The organism is Clostridioides sp. ES-S-0010-02, from assembly GCA_020641055.1.
Taxonomy (GTDB): Bacteria; Bacillota; Clostridia; order Peptostreptococcales; family Peptostreptococcaceae; genus Clostridioides.
In genome coordinates this window covers 801,922-818,924 of record CP067345.1, presented here as the reverse complement: position 1 = coordinate 818,924, position 17,003 = coordinate 801,922, and the positions used below count along the sequence as shown (strand labels likewise).

Here is a 17,003-nt window from a genome sequence, read left to right as displayed (position 1 = left end):
TTAGTATATTAAACTAACTTATGAACTAATAATAAAATATTTAATTATCTTTGTCAATGCAAAATAACCTTTTATTTTTAACTAAAAAGTATTACAATATTATTTTAAGGAGGAATATCAAATTGGTTACTGATAAATACACTATTCGAGAAATGAATGAAAGATTGGTACTTGAACAAATTATAAAAAATGGTCCTATTTCTAGAGCGAGTATCGCCTCTACCATAGGATTAAACAAAGCAACTATATCTGCTATTACCAAAAAACTTATTGATGAATCTCTAGTCCATGAAATAGGAATTGGAAATAGCACTCATAGTGGTGGAAGAAAACCCATACTTTTAGTATTTAATAAATGTGCAGGGATTTCTTTAAGTATGGATATTGGATATGACTATATATTCTCTTCTCTATCTTATTTAGATGGAACTATTATAAAGTCAAAGAATTTGACAGATATACAGATAAATAAAGATAATGTCATACAACTAATAGATGAAGTCATAAATAGTTATAATATATCCAAAATAGATACTCCTTATAATGTAGTAGGATTCACTCTGGCTATACATGGAATTACTTGTGAAAATAAAATACTGTTTACTCCATATTATAATCTTAATGAGATTGATTTATATAGTATCCTTAGTGAAAAATACGACTTCCCTATTCATATAGAAAATGAGGCAAATTTAACAGCTTTAGCTGAGAGTACTTTCTCAACGATACATAGTTCATTACTTAGTCTTAGTATTCACAGTGGATTTGGTTCAGGCATTATAATAAACAATAAATTATATAATGGTAGAAATGGTATGAGCGGCGAAATTGGCCATACTATTATCATGCCTAATGGTAAACCCTGTCCTTGTGGAAACCTTGGATGTTTAGAACAATATTGTTCAGAGAAAAAAGTATTTGAACAACTTTCTTCTTTAGAAAATATCCCTAAGATGGATTCTAATATGGTAAAACAGCTATACTATGCAAATAATCAAAATGCTAAAAAAGTTATTAAGGATTTTTGCAGTTACTTATCAATAGCTATAAATAATGCTATTGCAACCTATGCTCCTGAGATAATCTATTTAAATAGCCAAATAATTAGAGATATACCTGAGATATTACAGATTACAAAAGATATGTTAGTTAGTTCTTTTAACAAAGGTATAAATATAGAAATTTCATCATTAGGGTCTGAGGCATCTCTATATGGTGGTTCTGCTGTAAATATCAAGAGCTTTTTAAATATACAAAATTTAACTTTGATGAACGAAATAAATGATAAAATAACTACACTATAATGAGTAATCTAAAAACTAGCTTAAAAAGCTAGTTACATTTTTTAATACCTAAACGAATTCAAACCCATTACTTATACTATAATTGTAATGGAACACTGAAAAAGGTAACTACATCTAAATCGACATTTACAACAGATGAATCACTTCATAAATCACTTTATTTAATAACTTCCAGTATTATATATAAGTGAATTCAAAGTTTTAGAACCTGACCTAAAGTATTAAATCGATTAAATATTCATCTTAATGAAATATTAGTTACAGTCATTATTAAAGTCAAAAAAATTAAGAATAGCTTTATATAGATGCTATTTTTATAAAGATGGTAATAATCTTAAATAAGGGTTATGACTACACAGCCATAACCCCTTTAAAGTATAAATTCTAAAATTAAATTTATTCTGGAGTTTACACAAGATTATTTATATTCTCTTTCTCAGAAGTTGTACATTAATTAGATATTAATATAAAGTTTCTATTCATCATCAGATAATAAACTCATTGTAGGTTCAACTATAGAAATATTGTCTTTACCTATCTTCTCTAACTTTACTGCTAATTCTTTTTCATCTGAAAAAGCTGATTCAATAACCATACCTAAATTTAACCCTGAAATGATTTTAATTCTACTATCAATACTGGCCTCTAATAAAGCAGCATTACATGGCGTTCCACCAATTAAATCCACCATTATAACTATTTCTGAACTTTCTTTATATACTTCTAAAGCTTTTTTTAGTTTTTTTATTGTTCCTTCAATTCCATCATCCTGTTTCATATTTACAGTAGGATAATTTATAGTATCCCCTATTATCATTTTTGCAGAATTCAAAACTTCTTCAGCCATATTTCCATGACTCATCAAAATAATACTATTCACTTTAATACACCTCTCTAATTTTATAAAATATCTACAAGATAAGTTTTTTTGTCATCAGGTGTCATTATAGTTGTAATTTCAATTCCTTCATCTAGGAGTTTTCTAAATGCTTCCTTCTCTTCTTCTGTAACACTGATATTAGATTTTAATACTGTTGTATCTTTTCTACTTGACATATTTCCAACATTTATATTATGTATCTTTAATCCTGCTTCTATAAATGGAATAAGGTCAACAGGAGACTTTACAATTAATAATACATTTTGTCCTTCATACTTACCAGCAGTAATATTTTTTATGGCAGTTTCTTCTGTAATTATAGATGATGCTATTCCCGCAGGTGTAGCCATTCTTAGAACTTGTTTTTGAACAGAATTATTAGCTACTGCATCATTTACTACCATTAATCTTGTAACACCTAATTTATTACTCCACATAGTTGCAACTTGACCATGGATTAAACGGTCATCTATACGAATATTTTTAATGCCTTTCATTTCCATATCTAAATATCACCCTTTCCTTATTTTAAAATACCTAATGCATATAAAATTATTGAAACAACCATTACACCTAAAATTAAGTATATAGGCTTTATGTTCTTTTTAAGAGCCCAATACACAACTAAAACTAAAATTGCAGGAACTAATCCAGGCATAATTTGGTCTAATATTTCTTGACCTTTCATTGTAAAGTCGCCTTGTTGAAAGTTCAAAGCAACATTAGCTTTTACTACAGATGGTATCAATGCTCCCACCACCATTAATCCTAAAATAGATGTACTCTCAGTTAAAATCTTCAAACTTTTTTCAATTGAAGATATTAGCTTAGTACCTGATGTATATCCAGCATTAAATAGTGGTATACTTAATAATTTTAACGCTACACTCACTGCAATCCATAATAAGATTCCAAATGGACTTCCATCTATCGCCATGTTAGCTGCTATTGCTCCAAAAATTGTCCATGGAATAACAACAAATAAACTATCTCCTAAACCTGCTACTGGTCCCATCAATCCTGTTTTAATTGAAGTAACAGCCTCCTCAGTATCTTCACTTGATAATTCCTCCATAGCTACATTAATACCCAAAATATAAGGTGCAACCCATGGATTAGTATTGAAAAACTGTAAATGATTTAATACAGCTTTTTGAAGTTTTTCTGGGTTATCTTTATATACTACCTTTAAAAATGGTAGTACTGCATAACAATATGCTAAAGCTTGCATCTTCTCATAATTTGAAGAAACAGAACTTGTGAAAAACCAACGCCATAGAACACTTTTCTTAACTTTTTCATTTGATTTATTTACTGATACATTATCACTCATCTTCATCCATACCTCCTGCCACAGTATAATGTTGTGCTTGATTTTCTACATTCTTTTTGTAAATTATAAGTGCAATTGCTCCTCCAATTAAAGCTACACCTAACAATGGTACTTTCATATATACTGCTAAAACAAAACCAATTACTAAATAACTAAAATACTCCTTAGCAGGAAGGTATCTAAGTAATAATCCTATTCCTACCGCTGGAAGTAATCCTCCAGCTACTGTTAAACCACCTGTTAACCATTCAGGTGTATATTTTAAAATTGTGTTAATTAAAGAAGGTCCAAATATTACAGATAGAGCTACTGGAATACCTGTTGTAGCTGCTGTTAATAATACTCCTAACATTTGCATATATGTTATATTTTTATAATTTCCTTTTCTAGCTCCATCTTCTGCTTTATGAACTAGCCATATACCAATAGTATTTCTAAGAACATCTAACTGTACCATCAATAAAGCAACTGGGATACCTATAGAAATTCCTACAGATGCTTCTTGCTTAGTTGTAATAGTTATAAATGTAGCTACTATACTTGCTGTTTGATAATCAGGTATTGATGCTCCACCAAAGTTACTAATACCTAATGATAATAGTTGTAATGTACCTCCAATATATAAACCTGTGTTTATATCACCTAGGATAAGACCAGTAATAAAACCTGCTGTTACTGGTTGATATGTACCAAACATTGTTGAATTTTTTTCATAGTTTATAAAAAATCCATAAAGTACGATTAATAATAATTGCCATAATTGTGGCTCCATTATGATTTCACCTCTCTCAAAATATTTTTTAGTTCTTCAAAATTATGCTTAGAATTTTGCTTTAAGAAAATAGGAATTTCTTCAAGTGGGCATTCAATTTCATAAGTTTTTCCACCTTCATAACTAACCCCACTAAAGATATTCTCCCATGTATATCCTTTTGGCAAATATACTTTTCTACTTCTATCTTTATAATTCATTATTGGAGCAACCAAAATTTCATCTCCAAGCATATATGTATTATCAATCTCCCAAGTTTTATCATCTTCAGGAAATTCATAAAATAAAGTTCTCATAATTGGTGTTCCTTCTTCATGAGCTTCTTTCATCAATTTTGATAAATAAGTTTTTATACTTTCTCTAATTTTGATGAACTTTGTAAGAATTACTTCAACGTCTTCACCATAAGACCATATCTCATTAGGAGCTCCAGTTACCATTGAACCTCCACCTTTATTTGATAATGGTTTGCTATGAGGCAATCTATCTCCATGCATTCTTAAAATTGGTGAAAAAGTAGCATATTGGAACCATCTCACCATAAGTTCTCTAAATTCTGGGTCGTTAGGATTTCCTCCATGGAAACCTCCAATATCTGTCGTCCACCATGGTATACCTGCTAGTCCCATATTTAACCCTGTATTTACTTGATTATTAAAAGCCTCAAAACTAGAATCAATATCACCAGACCATACTAAAGCTCCATACTTTTGAGCTCCTGCCCAAGCTCCTCTTACAAGAGTTACAACTGACTCTGTATCATCATGTAAACCATGATAAATCATTTTTAAATAATCAATAGGATAAATGTTACCACAGCTTAAAACATTTCCTTTTTTGTATCTATAATTATCAAAATCATAAACAGAATATCCAGGTTCAGCTACATCTAACCAATAATAATCAATTCCCAGTTGCTTATAATTTTTATCTATTCTATCCCAAACATAGTCCCTTGCATCTCTATTTGTCATGTCTACAAATACTGTATTTCCTTGAATTTGCATTGTCATTCTGACACCACGATTAACATTGACTAAATATCCATTTTCTAAATAATCATTGTAGTTTTCTGCATCACTTTGAACTGTAGGCCATACAGATACTATTGGTTCTACTGAATACTCTTCTTTTAGTTTCCTAACTAATTCCTTAGGATTTTTCCAATAATCTAAGTCAAATTTATATTCACCTTGCTTAGGCCAATGAAAATAGTCGATTGCAATTGACGAAAGTTTAATGCCTCTTTTTGAGTATTCTTTCACAACATCCAAAACTTCCTCTGAAGTTCTATATCTTAATTTACTTTGCCATAGCCCTAATAGGTTTTCAGGCATCATAGGTACAGTTCCTGTAACTTGAGAGTAATTTTTACTTAACTCTTTTGGGCTTTCTCCACAAGTAATCCAATAATCTATAAAGTTTGTAGAAAACATCTTCCACTCTGTTATGTTCTTGGCAAAAGATACTCTTCCAATCCCTGGATTATTCCATAAAAATCCATAACCTAAGCTAGAAATATAATAAGGAACTGATATTTGAGAATTTCTTTGAGCTAACTCCAAAATGGTATTCTTTAAATCTAGAAATTCATGTTGGTATTGTCCCATCCCAAAAACCTTTTCACAAGGTTTAGACTCAAATCTAGTAGTTACTTCAAATTCTCCATTACAACTTGGTCTATATTCTCTTGATTTTAATTTAAGTGTGGAGTTAAAGTCTTTGGTAATTTCAATGGTTCCTACGTCTTCTCCACCATCATCGTGTTTTACAGCTCTTAATCTAATAAATTCCTTTAACAATATTTCATTTTTATCGTTATAAAATGTAATTCTATCTCTATGGTCTAAGATAGCCTTTAATTTTCCATTTTTAATACTTACACTACCATCTTCACTCTTGTCGATTTTAATATCTTCTTTATTCAACTTAGGTTTTTCATTAAGAGCATAATTTTCATCAATAAAATTTTGGTCGACAAATGACCTAATACGTAAAGAATTTTTTCCCCATGCTTCTATTCGCAGTAGTTCATTGTCAAATCTTTTTTCAATATAATCTTCAAATATTCTTACCACAGCCATCCTCCTAAATCGATAATTTAATCTTCCATTTTGATGTACTTTAAAATTAAATAACTCAGTCTAATATCTTAATTTTATATATTAAACATTGCATACAATTTATTTGTACATTAAACTAACTTACTAATAATATACTTTATTTGGTTCTCTTTGTCAATCGTTTTCCAAAATTTGATAGAATTTTCCAATTTAGTTATAGATAACAGCTTTTGTATAACCTAATACTCACAAATAAACAAATCCATTGTTATCCTCACTGTCATATATAACACTTATCCTTAGTTATAAAAATAAGGAATAGTTTGTCTACTATCCCTCAAAAAAATCTTAATATTCAAATTTATAATATATGTCTTCCCTATAATTCTAATAAATTAAAAACCATACAAATAATAAATACTTCCTATATACTTAAAGTTTATTTTAGAGACTTCATATTATTTATAGTATTTAAAATCTTGATAATGGAATATCTATTATTATTATAAATTTATTTTCATCAACTTTTATTTTTTATTGTTTGGTGGTTTAAGTGGAAGTGGTGCTGATTTATTGGTCGGTTTTTTAGTTCAGTCTGGTCATAAGATATTTACTGCTGCATTCTTTCCAAGAATCCTTAGCAATATAGTAGACAAGCCTTTATCTTGTATTATGGTTGTGTATTTTATAAGTAAAATGCCTAAAGGTTTTATATCTCAATATAATAGAAGTACATCTAGTTCTTCTTAATAAGTTGTATATCATATCTAATTTATTAAATATTATGATAAATTTATATACATATATTTGTATAACAATATTTTCTACTTCATTTTTCATTAATTTTAATATTAATGATTCAATTATGCAATATTTGTATTAATTTAATTAAATACAATCTCTTAATATAAATTTAGATTCTAAATCTGTATTAAGTGGTTGTATTTTTATTTATTTCTAATTACCATACATATCCCTCCAAACTGCTCATTTATTCTCTTAAATATATAAAATAAAGTAAGAGGTTTATAATAAACCTCTTACTTTATTTTATATATTTATAATTAGATTTTATTAACAGTACTCCACTGCCCCTACTACTTTTCCTACACATCCACAAACTTCCATCCTACTCTTAACAAATTCTTTAACCGAATCTAGACCTTTTTTACCATATTTCTTAGGGTCAATTACCTCAGGGTCAGAATTAAGCACATCCTTAACCCCATTACTATAAGCAATCCTTAACTCTGTTGCATAATTAACCTTGCAAATCCCTCTTTTTATAGATTCTTTAATAATCTCATCTGGTATTCCAGACCCACCATGTAACACTAATGGAACTGATACAACCTCTCTAATTTCAGATAATCTATCCAAATCAAGCTTTGGCTCTCCTTTATATAACCCATGTGCTGTGCCTATTGCTACTGCTAAAGATGATACCCCTGTTCTTTCTACAAATTCTTTTGCTTGTAGTGGGTCTGTATATGCTCCACCATCACCACCATCCAAATCGTCTTCCTTACCTCCAACTTTACCTAATTCAGCTTCAACAGGTATATCTGAAGGTGTACATGCATCTACAACAGCTTTAGATATTGATATATTATCTTCGTAACTTTCATGAGAACCATCAATCATAATAGAAGTATATCCAACTCTAAGTGCCTGCATTGCTAGTCCAAAACTTGAACCATGGTCTAAGTGCATAGCCACAGGAATACTTGCCTTTTCTGATGCAACCTTTACATTTGCTAAATAATAATCCAATCCTGCATACTTTATTGTTGAAGGTGTTGTCTGTAGTATTACAGGTGATTTAAGTTCTTCAGCAGCTTCTATTACTGCCATAACCATCTCCATATTTTCAACATTAAATGCTCCTACTGCATAATGCCCTTCTTGTGCATCTAATAATATTTGTTTAGTTGTCACTAATGCCATAATTCATCCTCCTATATATTTATAATGATTTAATTTCTTCATTATTTAATTTTGATACTATTTCTATGCTTGTCTTACTATTTATTAACTCATTTAAAAATTCTTCGTCCATTAGTTTTGCAGATAGTTGAGACAATGTCTTTAAATGTAAATTATCACCATTGTCTGTAGCTGCTATCATAAATATAAGATGTACTGGGTTTCCATCCTCTGATTCAAAATCAAACCCTTCTTTTGATACACCAACTGCTACTCGTGGTACTTTTACTGCATCTGTTTTTGCGTGTGGTATCGCTATGCCCATACCAAAACCTGTAGATGATATTTCTTCTCTCTTATGAATTTCTTCTTTAAATTTATTTTTATCTAAAAGAACACCTGATTTATCAAGTATTTCAACCATTTCATCAATTACATCTGTTTTACTTTTTCCTTTAACATCTAAAACTACTGTTTCTTCGTTATACAAAGAAACTTTATTAGATACGTTTTCCGATTTTGTAATTTCATTTTTATATTCATTTTTAATTTCATCTGTATTTTCTGTAGTATTATTGTTATTTACTACCTTAGGTATAACTATCATATAAAGTATCGCTCCTACTAATGAACCTGCAAGTATACATCCTACCCATAAAAGCGGCTTATTTACTAGTCCTAAGACTAAAAATCCTCCATGTGGAGCTGGTACTTCTATTTTCATTATGTAAGTTAAAATCGCTGATATTGATGACCCAATCATAAGTACTGGCAACACTTTCAGTGGATTCTTTGCCGCGAAAGGTATCGCTCCTTCTGTTATATGAGTACTACCTAGTATATAATTAATTAATCCTGCCGCTCTGTCTTCTTCTGTAAATCTATTTTTAAATAAAGTAGATGCTATAGCTATTACTAATGGTGGTGTTATACAAGCTGCAGATACACCTGCCATAAATAAGTAGTTTCCTTGACCTAGAAGCATAGTTCCAGTCACATATGCTGCTTTATTTACTGGACCTCCCATATCAAATGCTGACATACATCCTATTACTAATCCTAGGATTATAGGACTTGAGTTCTGTAACCCTGAAAGGAAATTCATCATAGCATTGTTAAGAGCTGAACATGGTCCCCCAAGTAACAACATAGATATACCAACAACACCCACACTGACTATAGGAATTATAAAAATAGATTTAAGTCCTTCTAACTGTCTTGGTAATTTTCTCAATAAGTACACAAATAATTTAACTGCATAACCTGCCAAAAATCCCGATATAATTCCACCTAAGAACCCTGAACCTGTGTCAAACGATATCATTCCTCCAACAAGCCCTGCCAACATACCAGGTCTACCTGATACAGATTGAGCTATAAACGCCGCTAATACAGGAACCATCAAATTCATAGAATATCCACCAACAGATTTTAATGTAGCTGCTATCTGATTATACTGTTCTGAATTTGGGTCAAATGAGTAAATCCCCCACAAAAATGATATAGCAGTTAGCACTCCGCCTGCTACTACTAAAGGTAGCATATGAGATACTCCATTCATTAAGTCTTTATATAGTTTTTGACCAAACGACAAATTCCCTTCTTCTGTAAATTTGCTACTTGATGTATTTCCCTTTCTAACTGCTACTTTACCATCAATACACTTTTGTATAAGCTCACTAGCTTTGTGTATACCTTCTTTTACAGGCACCTCTATTACTGGTTTTCCATTAAATCTATCCATATCAACGTTTTTATCACAAGCAACTATTATTGCATCTGCCATTTCGATATCTTTTGCTGTTAATTTATTCTCTACTCCTATGGCTCCATTTGTTTCAACTTTTATATCACATCCTAATTCTTTAGCTGATTTTTTTAATGCTTCTTCTGCCATAAATGTATGTGCAATTCCAGTTGGACAACCTGTTACCCCAAGGATTATCTTTCTCCCCATTTTTATACCACCTTTCTGACTTTTATATTTTTTATGTACTCTTCTACATTCGCCAAACTACCGATACCATTACTTTCAGCCACACTTGCACCCGTTGCAGCAGACCTTTTCAATGCTTCTTCAATATCTTCTGGATTTTCCAACCATATACTTAAAAAAGCAGCTAATGCAGAATCACCAGCACATGCAGAGCTAACAACTGTAACTGGTTGAGCACTAGCATAATAAATTGCTTCTCCATTGTAAAAATAAGAACCTTTTTCTCCTAAAGTTAGTAATATATTTTGAGCTCCTTTCAAATGTAGTAACTTAAGCACATCCTTAATGTCCTCTTCATCTCTTACAATAATTCCAAATATATCTTTGATTTCTTCATCATTTGGTTTTATCAAGTATGGATTATATTCTAATAACTCCTTTAATTTCGGTGAACTTATATCAAGTATTGTTTTTATATTTTTATTTTTACAAATCTCAAATATATCTTCATAGTAATTATCATCAATACCAGGTGGTAAACTTCCACTTATTGACAAGTAATTTATATCTTCTAATGACTCTATCTTCTCTATCATTTCTAGCTTTTGCTTTGCATTTACATATGACCCAGAGTTTACAAATTTAAACTCATCATTTCCATCATTTAAAAATATATTTATACGAGTTGTATCTTCTACCCAGGTAGGTAGTACATCAAACCCTTTCTTTTCACTTTCTTCAACTATATATTTTCCTGAGAATCCTCCAAAAAAACCTAATATCTTGGACTCTATACCATAATAACCTAGTACAAATGTCACATTTAAACCTTTTCCATTAGGAGAATATGTAGCATTTGATGTACGATTTACTAATTTACTTTTTATACCGTTAGTAGATATGTTCATATCTATTGCTGGATTCGTGGTTAATGTATATATCATTGTCTTCCCCCTTGCTTCTGCTGTGTATGTTTTCATTATAATAAAAAAGTCTATGAAAATCTTTTCATAAAAAGAAAATAGATTTTCATAGACTTTTTCAATTTAATTTTCAGAATTATTATATTTGACCATATAATCTATAATTATCCTAGATATAATGTACAATGGTAACCTAGATGACACTTCATACTCAGAGATTGAGATATGATAATGTTTATATCCTACAATATATAAATCAGAATAGTTTATAAGTTTTGCATTTTCACTACAACAACATGTTATAACTTTGGCTCCACTTAAATTGGCATTTTGTGCTGATTCTACAAGTTCTTTAGTGTTTCCATTCAACGAAAATATGATTATAAGTTCATCTTCTTTCATTGATTTAGATTTTATTTTCATTATATTAGGGTCATTTATAAAAAACACATTAAAATCAAGTAATTGTAACTTAAGGCTAAACTCTTTTGCTACATATTCAGTAAGACCTCTTGCTAAGACGTATATCTTACTAGATTCATTTATAGTTTTTATTATATTAATTAGTGTAGTTAAGGATATTTGTTCTATAACTCTCTGCGCTTCTATAAAAGACTTGTTTATTATATCCCCCATATTGTGTATATCATTATTTTCATCTTTTACTGTCAACCTGTATCTAAGTTCATTAAATCCATTTAGGCCACATTTTCTAATTGCTCTTGAAACGGTTGCTGGAGACGAATATGTTTCATGAGCAATCTCTACTATGGACAATTCTGATAATATTGACTCATTTTGATTTATAAATTTAATTATTTCAAGTTCCGTTTTCGTTAGATTTTCAGAATTACTTTTGTTTAGCTCAATTATCATATTTTTTCTCTCCTTGGATATAAGTTTTTTGTCTAAATTTATCAAGTAATATAATAATATATTTCCTCTTAACTACTTATTTTTATACACAATCATGATTTAGTCAATGTCTATAAGTATAAATTTATAATATTATAATTCTGTACTTTAATTTATTCTGTTATTACTATGTTATTTTGCAATAAAAAAGTAATTACTTAATCACTAAGATTGAGTAATTACAAATTTTTTAGCCTACAAGTAGCTTATTATGAATATTTAAAATTATTTTCAATATGGATTAATATATCCTCTAAAGGACTTATTTCAATATCAAACCCTAGCTATGTCAGTCTTTTTATTTAGTACCTTTTAATACCTTTATAAGATTAAATATTTGTACTGTTGTGGCAGTCATATTATTACTTGCCGTTTCCTTATCCATTGCTTCTTCTATGGTCATAGCCCTATTTACTATAGAAAAATAAGCATCTATCCCTTCTTCATTACACTTAACTGCATCTTCTGTCGTTGCTCCAGCCAAACCTATTACTTTTGCCCCATATTTTTTAGCCATCTTTGCAACTCCTATTGGTGCTTTGCCCATAGCTGTTTGATTATCCAATTTACCTTCTCCAGTTATTACAAAGTCTGCACATTTTAACTCGTTCTCTATTTTAATTTCTTCTAATATTATTTTTACTCCAGATTCTAATTTTGAATTTAAAAACGCTAAAAATGCAAAACCTAATCCACCTGCTGCTCCAGTACCTTCTATATTGGCTATGTCTTTATCTAAATCACTTTTAACTATCTTAGCAAAATTTCTAAGGCCATTATCTAACTCTTCAATTATTTTTGGTGTTGCACCTTTTTGAGGTCCATATATGTACGCTGCTCCATTTTTACCAAACAGTGGATTATTCACATCACAAGCTATTTTAAAGCTACATTTATCTAATTCTTTTAACCTATTATCTATTTTTATATGTCTTATTTCATTTAAAACTTTTCCACCTAACCCTACTAAGTTGTTGTTTTCATCATAAAACTCAAATCCTAAAGCTTGAAGCATACCTACCCCAGCATCATTAGTAGCACTTCCACCTATTCCAACTATAAAATTTCTATAGCCTTTATTTATTGCTTCTTTTATTATTTCTCCAACACCGTAAGTTGTGGTGTTTAAAGGATTTCTAAGTTCAGTTGGAACTAATGTTAATCCTGATGCTTGAGCCATTTCTATTATTGCTGTATTTGTACTTTTTAATAATCCATATGTCGCATTTACTTTCGTAATTATTGGTCCAGTGACTTCTATAGTTTCTTTTTCACCATTCATACCTTGTACTAAAGCGTCTACTGTTCCTTCCCCACCATCTGCAAGTGGCAATATCTTTACTTTTGCATCTTTTTCAACTTTTAATATCCCCTTTTTTATTGCATTTGCTGCCTCAATTGAAGATAAACTGCCTTTCAAAGAATCTATAGAAATTAATATTTTCATATTTATCTACTCCTTATTTTAAAAATAAAAATTTATAAGTTTTAATTTACATTCTATTTTATACTCTACTCCTTTCTTTGTACATACAGTTTCTTGTTTACATCCAGCTCTTACTAGAAATATGCTATACTTTATCATAATTAGCAAGTTGTCAAATCATAATTTAGGAGGATAAAACTATGGAATCTAAATATACAGAAATAAACTCAAAGACCTTTGATAAATGGAATAAAGAAGGCTGGGAATGGGGACAACCTATCAGTCATGAAGTTTTTGAACGAGCCAAAGCTGGAGATTGGTCCGTTGTACTGACACCCACTAAACCCGTTCTGAAAAATTGGTTCTGTGATATGAAAAATACAAAAATACTAGGATTAGCGTCTGGAGGCGGACAACAAATGCCAATTTTCACTGCATTGGGAGCTCAATGTACAGTTTTAGATTATTCAACTTCACAATTATTAAGTGAAAAAAAGGTTGCAGAAAGGGAAAAGTATTCTATTGAACTTGTACAAGCTGACATGGCAAAGCCACTACCTTTTAAAGATGAAAGTTTTGACTTAATATTTCATCCAGTTTCTAATTGTTATGTAGAAGATGTATTACCAATTTGGAAAGAGTGTTATCGTATACTAAAAAAAGGTGGTATACTTTTATCTGGACTTGATAATGGCATCAATTTTGTATTTAATGAAGAAGGAACAGAATTCCAATATAGGCTTCCATTTAATCCTTAAAAAAATAAAAATATATATGATGAATCAATCCAAAATGATTGGAGAATTCAATTTTCTCATACAATTGAAGAACAAATAGGTGGACAACTACAAGCAGGATTTATTTTAACAGATATTTATCAAGATACAAATGGTTCTGGTAATCTTCATGAATTTAATATTCCATCATTTTACGCAACTAGAGCAGTAAAAAAATAAAACTATTTATACAAAAAGCAGTATAACACCAAAATGCTATACCGCTTATCATAAATTTAAAAGAATCCTTATAAAATATCTATAAATATAGCCCTTTGTGAATTTCAATACTAGAGATAAAATTCCAAAACTACACACGATTATATTTATACATCCAATTTATAGATAGAAAATTTATTACAATCTTTATAATTTTATTCTCTAATAATTATAAGAATTACTTGACTTCAATATCATTATATTTTTTTGAATATACATTAGTCATATAGAAATATATAGGAACTACAATTACCATACCACCTAGTCCCCAAACTATCTTCATTGGTTCATCAATACCTGCTTTTATCAATAATACTATACTTATAGCTACTGCAAATATTGGTATAATCACTCCTCCAGGTATCCTAAAGTTTATGTCTTTACCAGCATACTTCTTCCTTAATATTAATACAGCTAGACAGGTAGGAATATATTGAATAAATCTAGATACAACACTTATTTGAGATAGTGTTGTAAATGACCCTGACCATGCTATTAATAAAGTTCCTATAACAGAAACTATAATTGCTATATATGGAGCTCCATTTTTATTAGTTTTTCTTATAGACTTAGGCATTAATCCTTGCTCGACCAAAGCAGCCGCAGACCTTGGTGTAAATATAGATGATGCAATATTTATTCCTCCAACAGATACTATAGTCCCTATTGTAATTATATATCCACCTATAGGACCTAACATTTTAATAGCAGCATCTGCAACAGGAGTCGCTGACCCTCTTAATCCATCTCCCAATACACCTATACTTATCCCCAATATAAGCATATATATTACTGATACTACAAACATTACCATTACTAATGCCTTAGGTACATTTTTCTTAGGATTTTCCATATCTTTTGCTGCAACAGCTAAAGATTCAAACCCCGTAAAAGCATAAAATAAAGTTATTGATACTGCTACAAAAGCTGATGATGTACTTTGACCTTTTTGTATTATTATAAATGGCGTAAAATTAGAGCCTTTTATAAAAAATAAACCTACAGCTATAAATAAAACTATTGGTAATAATTTTCCTATAGTCATTATATTGTTTAAATGCTTAGATTGCTTCATTCCCATAAAATTTATAAGCCCAAGCCCTCCAACTAATATACCAATTATTATATTTTTAATAAGTGGCTCTGCTGCTTGAGGCCATATAGATGATAGTGTGACTGCAAAAAAGTTTGCCATAGTTGCCCAAGCAATCATACTAACTATCCACTTCATAAATCCAACTTCAAACCCAATAAAATCTCCAAAGGCCTCTTTTGCATAAAGATACGGCCCTCCATCAGTATCAAACCAACTCCCTGCTTCAGCAAAACATAAAGCAATAGAGACAGCTAAAAACATACAAAAAACTAATACTAAGATACTCGCTGGACCTATACTTGTATATGCATCTCCAGGTAAGCCAAATATACCTGACCCTATTATTGCATTAATCCCTAATAATACAATACTCCAGAAACCTAACTTAACACTTTTTTTCATTGTTATTCCTCCAAACTCAACTTAAAATATAGTTATAATTATTTTTCTTTAGATGCTTCTTTAACTATCGCCATAAATATTTTTTTCATATTATCACAATCCTTAGTCATCATTTCTGGATGCCATTGTATGCCTATTACAAACTCATTCCCATCCTTTTCTATAGCTTCAATTAAACCATCTTTAGCAGTAGCTGAAACAATATATCCTGGAGCTACCTTATTGACAACTAAATGATGGAAACTATTAACTAGGATTTCTTGTTCTCCTAATATTTCATACAACTTTGTACCCTCTTTTATCTGTGCTGTATGTGTAGGTATATTAGATAAATGTTGCTGATTATGTTTTATGTAAGCTCCTTCAATTAAAGATAAATCTTGATATAAACTCCCTCCCTCAGCTACATTTATAATTTGTTCACCTCTACATATACCTAACACTGGTTTTTTCATATCTAAAGCATACTTTAATAACTTCATATCAAAAACATCTCTTTTAGGTGATATTGCACCTAGCTTATTATGAGGTTCCTCCTTCCATATAAGAGGATTTACATCTTGTCCTCCTGATAGTATAAGTCCATCTATATTTGATACTTGTTCCTTTATAATCTCATCATCATATACAATTGGTACAATATATGGTATAGCTTTACACATAGCTACTGACTGTATATAGTCATTATTTACATAAGCCCTTTCATAACCAGGAAACATCCCCCCTTCATCAATTAATAAGTTTCCTGATATTCCTATTACTGGATATTTCTTTTTAATCACTTTCTTCACCCCTTAAATTATTTATGAACAATAAAAAATGCTACTTCTCTCTTAAAGAGCAAGTAGCATACCAATATTTTAATTGTTTAAAAATTCTAATTTATTTTTAAAATACTTTTTCTAAGGAATCAGTTATATAAATCACTCTATTGATTTATATTTTATTTTAATCCTATTTAATTCGACTTTTTGAATAGTGTTAATTCTAATTAATAGGCAAAATAGGCATTCATACTTTCCTTTTTATTAA

General features: G+C 29.9%; 13 protein-coding genes and 2 pseudogenes. 3 read left to right on the top strand and 12 right to left on the bottom strand.

Annotated features, from left to right (window positions below; all coding sequences use genetic code 11):
- Window positions 1-122: 122 nt before the first annotated feature.
- Entirely contained in the window at window positions 123-1,304 is a 1,182-nt protein-coding gene (locus JJC01_04150; protein UDN59059.1) for an ROK family transcriptional regulator, read from the top strand.
- 475 nt (window positions 1,305-1,779) lie between these two features.
- Here the strand turns inward: JJC01_04150 and JJC01_04145 are convergent, their stop codons facing one another.
- Genes JJC01_04145 through JJC01_04125 form a run of 5 tightly spaced genes read right to left on the bottom strand, consistent with a single transcriptional unit; the run spans window position 1,780 to window position 6,367 of the window.
- Window positions 1,780-2,166, bottom strand: a complete 387-nt coding sequence (locus JJC01_04145) for a PTS sugar transporter subunit IIA (protein UDN60121.1) — start codon at window positions 2,164-2,166, stop codon at window positions 1,780-1,782.
- A 38-nt stretch (window positions 2,167-2,204) separates the two neighbouring features.
- On the bottom strand, window positions 2,205-2,687 hold the full coding sequence (locus tag JJC01_04140; protein UDN59058.1) for a PTS sugar transporter subunit IIB: 483 nt from the start codon (window positions 2,685-2,687) through the stop codon (window positions 2,205-2,207).
- A gap of 20 nt (window positions 2,688-2,707) precedes the next feature.
- A complete protein-coding gene (locus JJC01_04135) occupies window positions 2,708-3,517 on the bottom strand; it encodes a PTS system mannose/fructose/sorbose family transporter subunit IID (protein UDN60120.1) in 810 nt (269 codons plus the stop codon).
- Window positions 3,510-4,289, bottom strand: coding sequence for a PTS sugar transporter subunit IIC (locus JJC01_04130; GenBank protein ID UDN59057.1), 780 nt, complete (start codon window positions 4,287-4,289; stop codon window positions 3,510-3,512). Before JJC01_04130 ends, JJC01_04135 begins: the two co-directional genes overlap by 8 nt.
- Window positions 4,289-6,367 carry a glycoside hydrolase family 31 protein gene (locus JJC01_04125; protein ID UDN59056.1) on the bottom strand — a complete coding sequence of 693 codons (2,079 nt, stop codon included), beginning with the start codon at window positions 6,365-6,367 and terminating at the stop codon, window positions 4,289-4,291. Before JJC01_04125 ends, JJC01_04130 begins: the two co-directional genes overlap by 1 nt.
- 519 nt (window positions 6,368-6,886) lie before the next feature.
- On the opposite strand from JJC01_04125, the pseudogene JJC01_04120 reads away from it, so the two are divergent.
- Window positions 6,887-7,102, top strand: a pseudogene (locus JJC01_04120) (ECF transporter S component).
- 324 nt (window positions 7,103-7,426) lie between these two features.
- Here JJC01_04120 and gatY read toward each other — a convergent pair.
- From gatY to JJC01_04095, 5 genes are all read right to left on the bottom strand, one after another.
- Entirely contained in the window at window positions 7,427-8,299 is an 873-nt protein-coding gene (gene gatY / locus JJC01_04115) for a tagatose-bisphosphate aldolase subunit GatY (GenBank protein UDN59055.1), read from the bottom strand.
- 19 nt (window positions 8,300-8,318) lie between these two features.
- The gene (locus tag JJC01_04110; GenBank protein ID UDN59054.1) at window positions 8,319-10,235 is read right to left on the bottom strand and encodes a PTS fructose transporter subunit IIABC; all 1,917 of its coding nucleotides are present in this window, start codon (window positions 10,233-10,235) and stop codon (window positions 8,319-8,321) included.
- Between the two features lie 2 nt (window positions 10,236-10,237).
- Complete coding sequence (locus JJC01_04105; protein ID UDN59053.1) at window positions 10,238-11,158, bottom strand: 1-phosphofructokinase family hexose kinase; 921 nt, start codon at window positions 11,156-11,158, stop codon at window positions 10,238-10,240.
- Between the two features lie 102 nt (window positions 11,159-11,260).
- Window positions 11,261-12,013 (bottom strand): MurR/RpiR family transcriptional regulator, encoded by a 753-nt coding sequence (locus JJC01_04100; GenBank protein UDN59052.1) that lies wholly within the window; start codon window positions 12,011-12,013, stop codon window positions 11,261-11,263.
- Between the two features lie 337 nt (window positions 12,014-12,350).
- Entirely contained in the window at window positions 12,351-13,499 is a 1,149-nt protein-coding gene (locus JJC01_04095) for a glycerate kinase (protein ID UDN59051.1), read from the bottom strand.
- Between the two features lie 179 nt (window positions 13,500-13,678).
- On the opposite strand from JJC01_04095, the pseudogene JJC01_04090 reads away from it, so the two are divergent.
- Window positions 13,679-14,434 (top strand): annotated as a pseudogene (locus JJC01_04090) (class I SAM-dependent methyltransferase).
- A gap of 217 nt (window positions 14,435-14,651) precedes the next feature.
- Here JJC01_04090 and JJC01_04085 read toward each other — a convergent pair.
- Both JJC01_04085 and JJC01_04080 read right to left on the bottom strand, forming a co-directional pair.
- A complete protein-coding gene (locus tag JJC01_04085) occupies window positions 14,652-15,971 on the bottom strand; it encodes an amino acid permease (protein ID UDN59050.1) in 1,320 nt (439 codons plus the stop codon).
- A gap of 38 nt (window positions 15,972-16,009) precedes the next feature.
- Window positions 16,010-16,762: a gamma-glutamyl-gamma-aminobutyrate hydrolase family protein gene (locus JJC01_04080; GenBank protein ID UDN59049.1), complete on the bottom strand. Its 753-nt coding sequence runs from the start codon at window positions 16,760-16,762 to the stop codon at window positions 16,010-16,012.
- Window positions 16,763-17,003 lie beyond the last annotated feature (241 nt).

Bases quoted from the DNA above. Each gene is read 5' to 3' on its own strand.
- JJC01_04085 (UDN59050.1), bottom strand. From the start codon at position 15,971: ATGAAAAAAAGTGTTAAGTTAGGTTTCTGGAGTATTGTATTATTAGGG.
- gatY (UDN59055.1), bottom strand. From the start codon at position 8,299: ATGGCATTAGTGACAACTAAACAAATATTATTAGATGCACAAGAAGGG.
- JJC01_04145 (UDN60121.1), bottom strand. From the start codon at position 2,166: ATGAGTCATGGAAATATGGCTGAAGAAGTTTTGAATTCTGCAAAAATG.
- JJC01_04110 (UDN59054.1), bottom strand. From the start codon at position 10,235: ATGGGGAGAAAGATAATCCTTGGGGTAACAGGTTGTCCAACTGGAATT.
- JJC01_04135 (UDN60120.1), bottom strand. From the start codon at position 3,517: ATGAGTGATAATGTATCAGTAAATAAATCAAATGAAAAAGTTAAGAAA.
- JJC01_04140 (UDN59058.1), bottom strand. From the start codon at position 2,687: ATGGAAATGAAAGGCATTAAAAATATTCGTATAGATGACCGTTTAATC.
- JJC01_04130 (UDN59057.1), bottom strand. From the start codon at position 4,289: ATGGAGCCACAATTATGGCAATTATTATTAATCGTACTTTATGGATTT.
- JJC01_04100 (UDN59052.1), bottom strand. From the start codon at position 12,013: ATGATAATTGAGCTAAACAAAAGTAATTCTGAAAATCTAACGAAAACG.
- JJC01_04095 (UDN59051.1), bottom strand. From the start codon at position 13,499: ATGAAAATATTAATTTCTATAGATTCTTTGAAAGGCAGTTTATCTTCA.
- JJC01_04105 (UDN59053.1), bottom strand. From the start codon at position 11,158: ATGATATATACATTAACCACGAATCCAGCAATAGATATGAACATATCT.